Annotated in this window: 12 protein-coding genes; 9 read left to right on the top strand and 3 right to left on the bottom strand. The window is 71.5% G+C overall.

Annotation, left to right across the window (positions count from 1 at the left end):
• Positions 1 to 16: 16 nt before the first annotated feature.
• A complete protein-coding gene (locus ACZ6S6_RS23170) occupies positions 17 to 1,123 on the top strand; it encodes a calcium:cation antiporter (RefSeq protein WP_469706796.1) in 1,107 nt (368 codons plus the stop codon).
• A 91-nt stretch (positions 1,124 to 1,214) separates the two neighbouring features.
• On the top strand, positions 1,215 to 2,714 hold the full coding sequence (locus ACZ6S6_RS23165; RefSeq protein WP_469706795.1) for an acyl-CoA synthetase: 1,500 nt from the start codon (positions 1,215 to 1,217) through the stop codon (positions 2,712 to 2,714).
• A 6-nt stretch (positions 2,715 to 2,720) separates the two neighbouring features.
• Here ACZ6S6_RS23165 and ACZ6S6_RS23160 read toward each other — a convergent pair whose 3' ends face one another.
• Both ACZ6S6_RS23160 and paaK read right to left on the bottom strand, forming a co-directional pair.
• Positions 2,721 to 3,515 (bottom strand): SAM-dependent methyltransferase, encoded by a 795-nt coding sequence (locus ACZ6S6_RS23160; protein WP_362959310.1) that lies wholly within the window; start codon positions 3,513 to 3,515, stop codon positions 2,721 to 2,723.
• 180 nt (positions 3,516 to 3,695) lie between these two features.
• Positions 3,696 to 4,991 (bottom strand): phenylacetate--CoA ligase PaaK, encoded by a 1,296-nt coding sequence (gene paaK / locus ACZ6S6_RS23155; RefSeq protein WP_469706794.1) that lies wholly within the window; start codon positions 4,989 to 4,991, stop codon positions 3,696 to 3,698.
• Between the two features lie 211 nt (positions 4,992 to 5,202).
• Between paaK and ACZ6S6_RS23150 the strand changes: the two genes are divergently transcribed.
• A complete protein-coding gene (locus tag ACZ6S6_RS23150) occupies positions 5,203 to 6,726 on the top strand; it encodes an alpha/beta fold hydrolase (protein ID WP_469706793.1) in 1,524 nt (507 codons plus the stop codon).
• A 27-nt stretch (positions 6,727 to 6,753) separates the two neighbouring features.
• Here ACZ6S6_RS23150 and ACZ6S6_RS23145 read toward each other — a convergent pair whose 3' ends face one another.
• Positions 6,754 to 8,388, bottom strand: coding sequence for an FAD-dependent oxidoreductase (locus ACZ6S6_RS23145; RefSeq protein ID WP_469706792.1), 1,635 nt, complete (start codon positions 8,386 to 8,388; stop codon positions 6,754 to 6,756).
• 265 nt (positions 8,389 to 8,653) lie between these two features.
• Here ACZ6S6_RS23145 and ACZ6S6_RS23140 point away from each other — a divergent pair, with 265 nt between their 5' ends.
• The 6 genes from ACZ6S6_RS23140 (at position 8,654) to ACZ6S6_RS23115 (ending at position 13,577) form a co-directional block, all read left to right on the top strand.
• Entirely contained in the window at positions 8,654 to 9,775 is a 1,122-nt protein-coding gene (locus ACZ6S6_RS23140) for a SchA/CurD-like domain-containing protein (protein WP_362959298.1), read from the top strand.
• Between the two features lie 76 nt (positions 9,776 to 9,851).
• Positions 9,852 to 10,286, top strand: coding sequence for a cupin domain-containing protein (locus tag ACZ6S6_RS23135; RefSeq protein ID WP_362959295.1), 435 nt, complete (start codon positions 9,852 to 9,854; stop codon positions 10,284 to 10,286).
• Positions 10,283 to 11,551: a beta-ketoacyl-[acyl-carrier-protein] synthase family protein gene (locus tag ACZ6S6_RS23130; protein WP_469706791.1), complete on the top strand. Its 1,269-nt coding sequence runs from the start codon at positions 10,283 to 10,285 to the stop codon at positions 11,549 to 11,551. The genes ACZ6S6_RS23135 and ACZ6S6_RS23130 overlap by 4 nt, the downstream gene beginning before the upstream one ends.
• Positions 11,548 to 12,798 (top strand): beta-ketoacyl synthase N-terminal-like domain-containing protein, encoded by a 1,251-nt coding sequence (locus tag ACZ6S6_RS23125; protein ID WP_469706790.1) that lies wholly within the window; start codon positions 11,548 to 11,550, stop codon positions 12,796 to 12,798. The genes ACZ6S6_RS23130 and ACZ6S6_RS23125 overlap by 4 nt, the downstream gene beginning before the upstream one ends.
• 40 nt (positions 12,799 to 12,838) lie before the next feature.
• The gene (locus tag ACZ6S6_RS23120; RefSeq protein WP_362959286.1) at positions 12,839 to 13,096 is read left to right on the top strand and encodes an acyl carrier protein; all 258 of its coding nucleotides are present in this window, start codon (positions 12,839 to 12,841) and stop codon (positions 13,094 to 13,096) included.
• A 1-nt stretch (position 13,097) separates the two neighbouring features.
• Positions 13,098 to 13,577: an SRPBCC family protein gene (locus ACZ6S6_RS23115; RefSeq protein WP_362959283.1), complete on the top strand. Its 480-nt coding sequence runs from the start codon at positions 13,098 to 13,100 to the stop codon at positions 13,575 to 13,577.
• Positions 13,578 to 13,620: the final 43 nt, after the last annotated feature.

Below are 13,620 nucleotides of genomic sequence, written 5' to 3'. Positions count from 1 at the left end.
TGGCAGCGTATGGCCCATGAACACGAGCGCCACGATCCGGTCACTGGCGACCCGGTGGACCGTGGTCGTGCCGCTCCTCGCAGCCGTCGCACTGGTCCTCAGCTGGGGGCGCGAGCCCTCGCCGTTCGCCGTCGCCGTGATCGCGCTCTTCCTCGCGGGCGCCGTCCTGGCCGCCGTTCACCACGCGGAGGTGATCGCCCACCGGGTCGGTGAACCGTTCGGATCGCTCGTCCTGGCCGTCGCCGTGACCGTGATCGAGGTGGCGCTCATCGTGACCCTGATGGTGGACGGCGGTCCCAAGACGTCCGCGCTCGCCCGCGACACCGTCTTCGCCGCGGTGATGATCACCTGCAACGGCATCGTCGGACTGTCCCTGCTGGTGGGGGCGGTCCGCACCCGCGTGGTCGTCTTCAACGCCGAGGGCTCCGGGGCGGCCCTGGCGACCGTCGCGACGCTGGCCACCCTCAGCCTGGTGCTCCCCACCTTCACCACCGGCAAGAAGGGCCCCGAGTTCTCCACCGCCCAGCTCGCCTTCGCCGCGGTCGCCTCCCTCCTCCTGTACGGCCTCTTCGTCGCCGTACAGACCGTCAGACACCGTGAGTACTTCCTCCCGCTCACCCAGGACGGCAGGCTCAAGCAGGACGACCACCGCGCGCCGCTGCCCGGCAGGGGCGCCACCGTGCTGAGCCTCACCATGCTCCTGGTGGCGCTGGTCGCGGTCGTCGGCGACGCGAAGGCGGTCTCGCCGGCCGTCGAGTCCGGGGTGGAGGCCGCCGGAATGCCGCAGGCCGTCGTCGGCGTGATCATCGCTCTCTTGGTCCTGCTCCCGGAGACCCTCGCCGCCGTCCGGGCCGCGCGCCGCGAGCGCGTCCAGACCAGCCTCAACCTCGCACTCGGCTCCGCGATGGCCAGCATCGGCCTGACCATCCCGGCCATCGCACTCGCCTCGATCTGGCTGTCGGGACCGCTCCACCTCGGACTGAGCGCCACCCATATGGTGCTGCTCGCACTGACGGTGGTGGTGGGCGCGCTGACCGTCGTACCGGGACGCGCCACCCTCCTCCAGGGCGGCGTCCACCTCTCGATCTTCGCCGCGTTCGTCTTCCTCGCCATCAGCCCCTGACCCCCCGGCCGGGCCCGCCCGCACCTGCCCCGGCATCCCGGCCGGTAACCGGACCCTTGACCGCGCGGCCCCGCCCGCACAGGATCACGCCATGACAGGTGTACGAAGCAGCACAGTGGACGGCGTCGTGACCCGCAGCGCACGGCGCACCCCCGAGCGGACCGCCCTGCGGTACGCCGACCGGACCTGGTCCTATCGCGGGCTCGACGAGGCGGTCGGTACCGCGGCCGCCGTCCTCATGGACGGACACGGGCTGCGGCCGGGGGACCGGGTCGCCTCCTACGCCCACAACTCCGACGCGTATCTGATCGGCTTCCTCGCCTGCGCCCGCGCCGGACTCGTCCATGTCCCCGTCAACCAGAACCTCACGGGCGATGACCTGGCGTACATCCTGAGCCAGTCCGGCAGCTCCCTGGTCCTCACCGACCCGGACCTCGCCGGCCGCGTCCCGGACGGCTACGCCGTACGGGCGCTGCGCGACGCCCCGGACTCCCTCCTGGACGAACTGGCCACGCCGCGCGCCTTCACGGCCGCCCGCGAACCGGGCGCGGGCGACCTGGCCCAACTGCTGTACACCTCGGGGACCACCGCGCTCCCCAAGGGCGCGATGATGACGCACGGCGCCCTCGTCCATGAGTACGTCAGCGCCGTCACCGCCCTCGACCTGCGCGCCGGCGACCGGCCCGTCCACGCCCTGCCGCTCTACCACTCCGCGCAGATGCACGTGTTCCTGCTGCCCTACCTCGCGGTCGGGGCCGAGAACACCGTCCTGGACTCCCCGGACGCGGGCCGGATCTTCGACCTCGTCGAATCCGGACAGGCCGACAGCCTCTTCGCCCCGCCCACCGTCTGGATCGGCCTCGCCAACCACCCGGACTTCGCGCGACGCGACCTCGGCGGGCTGCGCAAGGCGTACTACGGCGCGTCGATCATGCCCGTACCCGTGCTGGAACGACTGCGCGACCGGCTGCCCGGACTCGCCTTCTACAACTGCTTCGGGCAGAGCGAGATCGGCCCGCTCGCCACCGTCCTCGGACCCGACGAGCACGAGGGCCGGATGGACTCCTGCGGCCGGCCCGTCCTCTTCGTGGAGGCCAGGGTGGTCGACGAGAACGGCGAGGACGTCCCCGACGGCACGGCCGGCGAAGTGGTGTACCGCTCACCCCAGCTGTGCGACGGCTACTGGGACAAGCCGCAGGAGAGCGCCGAGGCGTTCCGTGACGGCTGGTTCCACTCCGGCGACCTCGCCGTACGCGATCCGCAGGGCTACTTCACCGTCGTCGACCGGGTGAAGGACGTCATCAACTCCGGCGGCGTCCTCGTCGCCTCCCGACAGGTCGAGGACGCCCTCTACACCCACCCCGCGGTCGCCGAGGCAGCCGTGGTCGGACTGCCCGACGAACGCTGGATCGAGGCCGTCACCGCCGTCGTCGTGCTGCGCGGGGAGGCGACGGAGGCCGAACTGATCAGCCACGCCCGCGAGAGGCTCGCCCACTTCAAGGCCCCGAAGAGGATCCTTTTCGTGGACGGCCTCCCGCGCAACGCCAGCGGAAAGATCCTCAAGCGGGAACTGCGCGACCGCTTCGCCTGAAACGGCCTACCGCAGGACGCGGGCGACTCCGACATGGAAGCTGTCGGTGACCCCGCTGTCCTGCGGGAGCGGAGTGTCCTTGTGCCACCGGGGGGCCGTGACCAGACCCGGATCGACGAGGTCGAGTCCGTCGAAGAACCGCGCGACCTCGGAGCGCGTCCGGGGCCGCAGGCTGATCCCGCTCGACCGGTACTCCTCGGTCTTGTCCTGTTCGACGGAGAGGAAGTCATTGGTGAAGTGCGAAAGCACCAGACAACTGCCGGAGGGCAGCGCGTCCAGGAGGGTACGGGTGATGCCGTAGGGGTCGTCCTCGTCGGGAACGAAGTGCATCAGGGCGATGAGGGACAGCGCGATGGGCCGGTCGAAGTCCAGCAGGGCCCGTGCGTGACCGAGGATCTTCCCGGGCTCGCGCACATCGGCGTCGAGGTAGTCGGTGGTGCCTTCTGGGGTGCTGACGAGCAGCGCCTCGGCGTGACGCAGGACGATCGGGTCGTTGTCCGTGTAGACGATCCTGGCCGCCGGGTTGATCTCCTGGACTATCTGGTGCAGGTTCGGCTGGGTGGGAATCCCCGTACCGATGTCGAGGAACTGGTCGATGCCCGTGCGCGCGGCCCAGCCGGCCGCCCGGTGCATGAACGCCCGGTTCTGCGCGACGCCGGCCTTCGCCACGGGCGGCATCCGCTCACCGAGTTCCTGGTCGACGGGGTAGTTGTCCTTGCCGCCAAGAAGGTAGTCGTAGACGCGCGCCGGGTGCGGCCTGCTGGTGTCGACGATCGGAGAGTTGGCCGGACCTGGCGTCATGGAGAGCTCCAGAGTGCTTCGGTGCGCAGAGCGTGAGGAGTACGCGGGGTGCGCGAACAGGCGGGACGGGGTGACGCTGGCCAGGCATTCCCCCTGCGGGCCGTCGCCACATCGACGCATACTGCCACAGCAACCACGCAGGGCCCATGGCACGTTGGACCAGACCTTCCGGCGCCCCGGTCAACTGCCCGGCCGGTCCCGCTCGTCGACGATCCGCCTGAACTTTCCGACCGACCTCTCCAGCGTCTCCGGGTCGAGGATCTCCACCCCGACCGAGACCCCGATCCCGTCCTTGACGGCCGCGGCGACCGACGCGGCGGCGGCCGCGCGCTGCTCCGGTGTCGCCCCCGCCCGCGCCTCCGCCCGCACCGTCAGCACGTCGAGACGGCCCTCGCGGGTCAGCCGCAGCTGGAAGTGCGGCGACACCGCCGGCGTACGGAGCACGATCTCCTCGATCTGGGTCGGGTAGAGGTTCACCCCGCGCAGGATCACCAGATCGTCGCTCCGCCCGGTGACCTTCTCCATGCGCCGGAAGACCCGTGCCGTCCCCGGCAGCAGCCGGGTCAGATCCCGGGTCCGGTAACGGATCACCGGCATGGCCTCCTTGGTGAGCGAGGTGAACACCAGCTCGCCCTCCGCGCCCTCGGGCAGCACCTCGCCGGTGAACGGGTCGACCACCTCCGGATAGAAGTGGTCCTCCCAGATGTGCAGGCCGTCCTTCGTCTCCACGCACTCCTGGGCGACACCCGGGCCCATCACCTCGGACAGCCCGTAGATGTCGACCGCGTCGATCGCGAACCGCTCCTCGATCTCGCGCCGCATCTCCTGTGTCCACGGCTCGGCGCCGAAGATCCCCGTCCTCAGCGAGGTCGCCCGCGGGTCGACGCCCTGCCGCTCGAACTCGTCCAGGAGCGTCAGCATGTACGACGGCGTCACCATGATGATGTCGGGCCGGAAGTCCTGGATCAGCTGGACCTGCCGGGCCGTCATCCCGCCGGACGCGGGAATGACCGTGCAGCCGAGCCGCTCCGCCCCGTAGTGCGCGCCGAGCCCGCCGGTGAACAGCCCGTATCCGTAAGCGACATGCACCTTCTGCCCCGGGCGGCCGCCCGCCGCCCGGATGGAGCGGGCGACCACGTCCGCCCAGGTGTCCAGATCGCCCTGGGTGTAGCCGACGACGGTCGGGCGGCCCGTCGTGCCGCTGGAGGCGTGGATCCTGCGCACCTGCTCTTCGGGCACCGCGAACATCCCGAACGGGTAGTTGTCCCGCAGGTCGGCCTTGGTGGTGAACGGGAACCGGGCGAGGTCGGCGAGCGAGCGGCAGTCGTCAGGATGCAGCCCCGCCCGGTCGAACGCCGCTCTGTAGTGGCCGACGTGGGCGTAGACGTGGTGCAGTGTCGCCCGCAGCCGTTCGAGCTGGAGCGCCCGCAGCTCCTCGCGGTCCATCCGTTCCGCCGCGTCCAGCAGAGCCGTCATGCGGATCTCCCTCTTCCGTGCGCCGTGCAGACGACCGATCATTCGGTCGTTCCTCCCGGGAGCAGTAATTCAGGATCTTCCGCCCGCTGGCAAGAGGTGGGACGCGACGCATGTCGTGCGACCGCACCCGACGCGGGACCGTTCCCGTACCGCGGATACGCTCGTACCGAACAGAGCCGCATCACCAGGCCGGCCCTGTTTGGATGGTTCCATGCCGACTTTCCACACGTACGACGGAACCGAGCTCGCATACCACCTCGAAGGACAGGGCACCCCCCTGATCTGCCTGCCGGGCGGCCCCATGCGGGCCAGTACCTGTCTCGGACGCCTGGGCGGACTCGACGGCCACCGGCAACTGGTGCTGCTCGATCTGCGGGGCACCGGGGACTCCGCCTTGCCGGACGACCCCGCCACCTACCGCTGCGACCGGCTGGTCGACGACGTCGAGGCACTGCGCGAACACCTGGGACTGGAACACATCGATCTCCTCGCCCACTCGGCGGCGGGGGACCTCGCCGCGCTCTACGCCGCGCGGTATCCGCGGGCGCTGCGCAGTCTGCTCCTCATCGCGCCCGGAACACGCGCCGCCGGATTCGGGTTCGACGAACGCGAGGCCCGGGAGGCCGCCGGGCTGCGCCGCACGGAACCGTGGTACGAGGAAGCGCTCCCGGCCCTGGAGGAGATCTGGGCGGGACGCCTCACGGACGAACTCCGTGCCGCCGCACGGCCGTTCCTCTACGGACGCTGGGACACCGCCGCGCAGGACCACGCCGCGTCGTCCGCGGCGCAGATCAACACCCTTGCCGCCCAGGGCTATTACGGGCAGGGCGCGTTCGATCCAGCCACGACGGTCGCCGCCCTGCGCGAACTGCCCGCCCCGGTACTCGTCCTCGCCGGAGAGCTGGACGGTGTGACGACCCCCGACCGCGCCGCCGAACTGGCCGCACTCTTCCCGAACGCCGAATTCGCCGTCCAGCGCGGCGCCGGACACTTCCCGTGGCTCGACGACCCCGGGGCCTTCGCCCGCACCGTCACCGCCTTCCTGGACCCGGACGTCCACAGCGTGCAGGCCGGCGGGATACGGCTCGCCTACCGGGTGTGGGGAGACCCGTCCGCGCCGCCGGTCGTCCTGGCCCACGGACGCTGCGGCGACAGCCGCACCTGGACTCGGGTCGCCGGAGAGCTGGCAGCCCAACACCGCGTGTACGCCCTCGACTTCCGCGGTCACGGCCTCAGCGACTGGCCCGGCCGCTACTCCTTCGAGCTGTTCCGCGACGATCTGCACGCGTTCCTGGAGGCCCGCAACCTCTCCGGCGCCACGGTCATCGGGCACTCCATGGGCGGCGCCGCGGCCTGTCTGCTCGCCGCGCGGCAGCCCGGACTCATCGGCCGGCTCGTCCTGGAGGAGGCCCCGCCGCCCTTCCCCCTCGACCCGCCCCGCGGCCCCGCCGAACGCCCCGAAGGGGAGCTCGACTTCGACTGGCCCGTGGTGCCGGCCATCAACGCCCAGCTCAACGACCCCGATCCGGCGAGCCGCGAACGCCTCGGCGGGATCACCGCGCCCACCCTGGTCATCGGCGGCGGCCCGAGCAGCCAGATCGACCAGGAGGACCTCGTCCGGATGGCCCGGTGGATCCCCGACTGCCGGCTCGTCACCATCGACGCCGGCCATCTCGTCCACACCGAACGGCCACAGGAGTACCTCGCGGCCCTCCGGTCGTTCGGACTCGCCTGACGGGGCGTCACAGGGCCACCCGCCGCGTCAGTCCCGGCGCAGCAGCGACACCATGACGTCAAGCAGCGTCGCCTCGGCGTCCGCGACTCCCGTCTCCGAGCGCCAGGCGACGAACCCGTCGGGGCGCACCAGCACAGCGCCCTCGGTGCTCGTTCCGTGCGCCCCGGCCCAGTCGGCACCGGCCTCCGGCTCCAGATCGCCGCCGGGGCCGGAGCCGATGCCGAACGCGTCCAGACGTACGGCCAGTTGGTCACCGACCCGCGCCGCCGCCCGCCGCCACGCCACGTCCGCGCCATCGGCGAGCAGCACGAACGACCGCTCGTAGAGATCCAGCGTGGAGATCCGCTCACCCGCCCGCCGGACCCACAAGTGCGGTGCGCGGCTGCCCGGTTCACCCGTCAGCCGCATCCCCTGGGGCACCACCGGCTGATCCGGGGCGACGCCCAGCACCGCGCCGTCCACATAGCGGTAGCCCAGCGCCACGTTCAGCATCCCGCCGCGCTTGCCGCCGCCCACGGTCGGCGGCGGCGCATACCCGGGGTGGCTGTGCTCGCCGGAACGCTCCGAGGCCCGCTCGCTCGTCGCCCGAGCCACCGGCAGCCGCTCCGCCCCGTACGTGTCCAGCAGACCGGGCCCCGCCTCACCGCGCAGCACGGCGGCGAGCTTCCACGCCAGGTTGTGCGCGTCCTGGATGCCGGTGTTGGAACCGAACGCCCCGGTGGGCGACATCTCGTGCGCCGAGTCACCGGCGAGGAACACCCGGCCACGGAAGTAGCGGTCGGCCACCCGCTCCGCCGCGTGCCACGGCGCCTTGCCGGTGATCTCCACGTCGATGTCCGGGGCGCCGACCGCCTTGCGGATGTGCTCGGCGCACCGCTCGTCCGTGAAGTCCTCCAGCGTCTCGCCCCGGTCGGGCTGCCACGGGGCGTGGAACACCCACTGCTCCGTGTTGTCCACCGGCAGCAGGGCGCCGTCCGCCTCCGGACCGGTCAGGTAGCACACGATGAAGCGCCGGTCACCGAGCACATCGGCGAGCCGGCGGGAACGGAAGGTGATACTCACGTTGTGGAACAGGTCACCGGCACCCGAACGGCCGATGCGCAGCTGCTCACGGACCGGGCTGCGCGGGCCGTCGGCGGCGATGAGATAGTCCGCCCGCACCGTGGTGTGCTCGCCGGTCTCCCGGTTCTTCAGGACCGCCCCCACCCCTGAGCCGTCCTGGTCGAACGAGAGCAGCTCGGTGGAGAACCGCAGATCGCCGCCCTGCTCCCGGGCCCGGTCCAGCAGCACCGGCTCCAGGTCGTTCTGGCTGCACAGGCACCAGCCCGTCGGGCTGAAGCGGGCGAGCGCGCCCCCCGGGTCGATCTCCTTGAACAGCCACTCCTGGTCGTCACCGGTCAGCGATCCGGCCTGCAGAATGCCGTGGTTCTCCGCCAGCACCGACGCGGCCTCCCGGATCCGCTCCTCCACCCCCGCCCGGCGGAAGACCTCCATCGTGCGCACGTTGTTGCCGCGACCGCGTGGGTGCGTCGAGGTGGCGGCGTGCTTCTCGACCAGCAGATGCTCGACGCCGAGCCGACCGAGGAAAAGGGACGCGGACAGGCCCACCAGGGAGCCGCCCACGATGAGGACCGGTACATGGAGGTCGACGTTCTCGTTCATCAGTTGCTCCAGCTCGGACGCCGTACAGATGCAATGTCCATGCCCTTGTCGGAGCGGTTCGGACGCCCGCTCACCTGAACGGTTCATAAATCTCGCGTCAGGCGGACCAGCGTTTCACGATCGGTGACGGAGACGACGCCCGCGGTCCGGGGCGGACCGTGCGCAGCCGCCGGGAGACTCCCCGCTCCGATTCCACTCGACAGCCGCCGGTTACCCAGCGAACCGGAAGGCCGGGCCGCCCCACCGTCTCGAAGGAGTTCGCAAGATGACCACCACCCTCTCGGAACGGACCTCCCAGTCCGCCTTCGACGGATCAAGGCTGCGGGTCATCCTGCTGCTTGACCTGCACGACGGCGCCCAGAAGCAGTTCCTGGAGGCCTACGAGCACATGCGCAACCAGGTGGCCTCCATCCCCGGCCACATCAGCGACCAGCTGTGCCAGTCCATCGAGAACCCGTCCCAGTGGCTCATCACGAGCGAGTGGGAGAGCGCGCCGCCCTTCCTCGCCTGGGTCAACAGCGAGGACCACGTCGCCACCGTCCAGCCCCTGCACAGCTGCGTGCGCGACACCCGGTCGCTGCGCTTCAGCGTCCTGCGGGAGACCGGCGCCGCCTTCGAGGAGAGCTTCGAGCCCCTCAAGGGCGGCCTCCAGTCCGCTCCCCGCCTCGGCGACGGAGTGGTGCGCCACGCGCTGACCTTCACGGTCCGGCCGGGCACCGAGGAGATCGTCGCGAAGCTCCTCGCCGAGTACGACTCCCCGAAGGCGCGGGTCGACGAGCACACCCGGCTGCGCCGCACCTCGCTGTTCATGCACGGCAACCGGGTGGTGCGCGCGGTCGAGGTCGAGGGCGACCTCCTCGCGGCCCTGCGCCATGTCTCCCGGCAGCCGGAGGTCAGGGCCGTCGAGGAGGCGATCAACCCGTACCTGGAGCAGGACCGCGACCTGTCCGACCCCGACTCCGCCCGGATGTTCTTCACCCGCGCGGCGCTGCCCACCGTCCACCACGTGACGACGGGCCGCCACGCCGAGCGGGACCTCAAGCGCCACGCGCTGTTCTACCAGGCCAAGGAGGGCTGCGGCATGGCCCTGGCCCGGCTTCTGGCGGAGCATGACGAGGAGGAGGCCGACGACGCCGGCAGCCCCATCGACAGCAGCACGATCTTCCAGCGCGACGACGTCGTCGTCCGCCTCCTGGAGGTGGACGGCCCGCTCGACGCGCAGCCCGACCGGTCGCTCGGCATCCACGGCCCCGGCAAGTCGGCCAGGCTCGCCCGACTCCTCGACGGGGAGGCGAACGCAGTGCCGACCAGCGACCAGGACGCCGCGCGCTTCCTCGCCCGCGCCGAGATGCACCTGATCACCGACCGGCGGGCCGCGGAGTCCTGAACCGCGGATCAGCACCCTGGGGGCTTCTCGCCCGACCCGTCGACACAACGCGCAACGCGCCAGGAGGAAAACAGTCATGACCATGCACCGGCCACGCATCGTGGACCTCAGCGAGACCCAGCCCAACCGCAGGCGCGGAGGCGACCTGCGCGCTCTGCTCACCCCGACGGCGGTGGGAGCCACCAGCGGCTTCATGGGACTGGCCATTGTTCAGCCCGGAGACCGCATCGGCGAGCACTACCACCCGTACTCGGAGGAGTTCGTGTACGTCGTGAACGGGCTCCTGGAGGTCGACCTGGACGGTGAACCGCACGCGATGCGGCCCGACCAGGGGCTGCTCATCCCCCCGAACGTCCGGCACCGTTTCCGCAACGTGGGCGACATCGAGGCGCGCATGGTCTTCCACCTGGGGCCGCTCGCCCCCCGCCCGGAGCTCGGCCACGTCGACACCGAGCACACCGACGCCGCCGAGCGGGGCGCGCCGCCAGAACGAACCGAGGCAGCTTCATGACCCGGCGCGTGGCGGTCACCGGTGTCGGGGTCGTCGCTCCGGGCGGGATCGGCACACCGGCCTTCTGGGACCTCCTCGCCAACGGCCGCACGGCGACACGCGGCATCACGCTCTTCGACCCGGCGGGCTTCCGGTCCCGGATCGCGGCCGAGTGCGACTTCGACCCGGCCGCGTACGGACTGGACGAGGAGGAGGTGGCCCGCGCGGACCGGTACGTCCAGTTCGCGATGGTGGCCGCCCGCGAGGCACTCGCCGACGCGGGCCTCGACCAGGAGCGCACCGACCCCTGGCGGATGGGCGTCTCGCTCGGCACCGCGGTCGGCGGAACCACCCGGCTGGAGCACGACTACGTCGCAGTCAGCGCCACCGGCGCACGCTGGGACGTCGACCACCGCCCGGCCGGGCCGCATCTGGAGCGGGCCTTCTCACCCAGTTCGCTGGCCTCCGCCGTCGCCGAGCAGGTCGGGGCACACGGTCCGGTGCAGACCGTCTCGACCGGCTGCACCTCAGGCCTCGACGCGATCGGCTACGCCTTCCACTCCATCGAGGAAGGGCGCGTCGACGTCTGCATCGCCGGGGCGTCGGACTCCCCGATCACCCCGATCACCGTGGCGTGCTTCGACGCGATCAAGGCGACCTCGGCGAACAACGACGACCCGGAACACGCCTCCCGGCCCTTCGACTCCCGCCGCGACGGCTTCGTGATGGGCGAGGGCGGCGCCGTGCTCGTCCTGGAGGAGCTCGAGCACGCCCGCGCCCGCGGCGCGACGGTGTACTGCGAGATCGCCGGCTACGCGACCTTCGGCAACGCCTACCACATGACCGGGCTGACCCCGGAGGGCCTGGAGATGGCCGAGGCCATCAACCGGGCGCTCGGCCACGCCGGGATCCCCGCCTCGGACATCGACTACGTCAACGCGCACGGCTCGGGCACCAAACAGAACGACCGGCACGAGACCGCCGCCGTGAAGCGGGCCCTCGGCGCGCACGCCCACGACGTACCGATGAGCTCCATCAAGTCGATGGTCGGCCACTCGCTCGGGGCGATCGGGGCGATAGAGATCGCGGCCTGCGTACTCGCGCTGGTCCACCAGACGGTCCCGCCGACGGCGAACTACGAGTCCCCGGACCCCGAGTGCGACCTCGACTACGTGCCGCGCACCGCACGCCCGCTGAAGCTGCGCAGCGTCCTGTCCGTCGGCAGCGGCTTCGGCGGCTTCCAGTCCGCGGTTGCCCTGACCAGAACCGGTGGGAGGACACCATGAGCACCCGAGAGGACCGGCGCACCGTCGTCACCGGCATCGGCGTCGTCGCCCCCAACGGAACGAACACCGGGACCTTCTGGAAGCGGACGCAGGAGGGCATGAGCGTGCTCGACCGCGTCACCCGCGAAGGGTGCGAGCAGCTGCCGCTGCACGTCGCGGGCGAGGTCAGGGGCTTCGACCCGGTCAGCCTCATCGAGGAGCGCTACCTCGTCCAGACCGACCGGTTCACGCACTTCGCGATGGCCGCGGCCGACATGGCCCTGGACGACGCCCGCCTCGGCCGCGCGGACTACGAGGACGCGCCGTTCAGCGTGGGCGTGGTGACCGCCGCGGGTTCCGGCGGCGGCGAGTTCGGCCAGCGCGAGCTGCAACGGCTGTGGGGCCAGGGTTCCAAGTACGTCGGCCCCTACCAGTCGATCGCCTGGTTCTACGCCGCGAGCACCGGCCAGATCTCCATCCGCGGCGGCTTCAAGGGGCCGTGCGCGGTGGTGGCCAGCGACGAGGCCGGCGGCCTGGACGCACTGGCCCACGCCGCCCGGTCCGTCCGGCGCGGCACCCAGGCGGTGGTGGTCGGCGCGGCGGAGGCCCCGCTCGCGCCCTACTCCGTCGTCTGCCAGCTCGGCTACCGGGACCTGAGCGCCGGCGAGGACCCGACGCGTGCCTACCGTCCGTTCACCTCGGACGCCTGCGGATTCGTGCCCGCCGAGGGCGGCGCGATGTTCGTGGTCGAGGAGGAGAACGCGGCCCGGGAGCGCGGCGCCCGGGTCCGGGCCGAGATAGCCGGTCACGCCGCCACCTTCACCACCGCGATGCGCTGGGAGGAGTCCCGCGAGGGTCTCGCCCACGCCATCGAGGGGGCGCTGCGGGAGGCCGGCTGCGCGCCCGAGGAGATCGACGTGGTCTTCGCGGACGCCCTCGGCGTACCCGCCGCGGACCGGGCCGAGGCGCTGGCGCTGGCCGACGCGCTCGGCCCGCACGGCAGGCGGGTACCGGTGACCGCGCCCAAGACGGGCATCGGGCGGGCGTACTGCGGTGCGCCCGTACTGGACGCGGCCGCCGCCGTGCTCGCCATGGAGAACGGTCTGATCCCGCCCACGCCCAACGTCTTCGAGGTGTGCCACGACCTCGATGTCGTCACCGGACGGGCCCGCACCGCCGAACTGCACACCGCGCTCGTGCTCAGCCGCGGCCTCATGGGCTCGAACGCGGCGATGGTGCTGCGCCGCCCCGCCGGCCGCGGCGCGTGAGCGCCCCACCGACACCTCTCGTGAGAAGGAGAAGTCCCTCATGACCGATCGACTGACCTACGACGAACTCGCCGTCCTGATGAAGAAGGGCGCCGGACTGACCGTCGACCCCCGGCAGATGGAGGACCACCCCGGCACCGCCTTCGACGAGTTCGGCCTCGACTCGCTGGGCCTCCTCGGCATCGTCGGCGTGCTGGAGAACCGGCACGGACAGCCGCTGCCGGCCGACGCCGACCGGTGCAGGACGCCCCGCGAGTTCCTCGACCTCGTCAACAACAGCCTCATGACAGGAGCCTGACGTGTCCGCACACACCGAGAACGAGATCGTCATCGCCGCCCCCCTGGACCTCGTCTGGGACATGACCAACGACCTCGCGAACTGGCCCGACCTGTTCAGCGAGTACGCCGCGGTCGAGATCATCGAGCGCGACGGCGAGCGGACCACCTTCCGCCTGACCATGCACCCCGACGACAACGACAAGGTGTGGAGCTGGGTCTCGGAGCGCACCACGGACCGGCCCGGCCGCACCGTGCGGGCCCGTCGCGTCGAGCCGGGCCCGTTCCAGCACATGGACATCCACTGGGAGTACTCCGAGGTTCCCGGCGGCACCCGCATGCACTGGGCGCAGGACTTCGCGATGCGCCCGGACGCCCCGGTCGACGACGCCTGGATGACCGACAACATCAACCGCAACTCGCGCGTCCAGATGGAGCTCATCCGGGACAAGATCGAGCAGCGCGACCGTGAGCGCCGTTCGGCGTCCGTCACGGCCGGCTGACGTCCCCTTCGCCGACGGTCCGGCCACCCGGCCCCGGCCGGGT

The organism is Streptomyces sp. NPDC048671, assembly GCF_055587045.1.
Note: the sequence above shows the minus strand (reverse complement) of the source record. Positions and strands in the feature narration are given on the sequence as shown.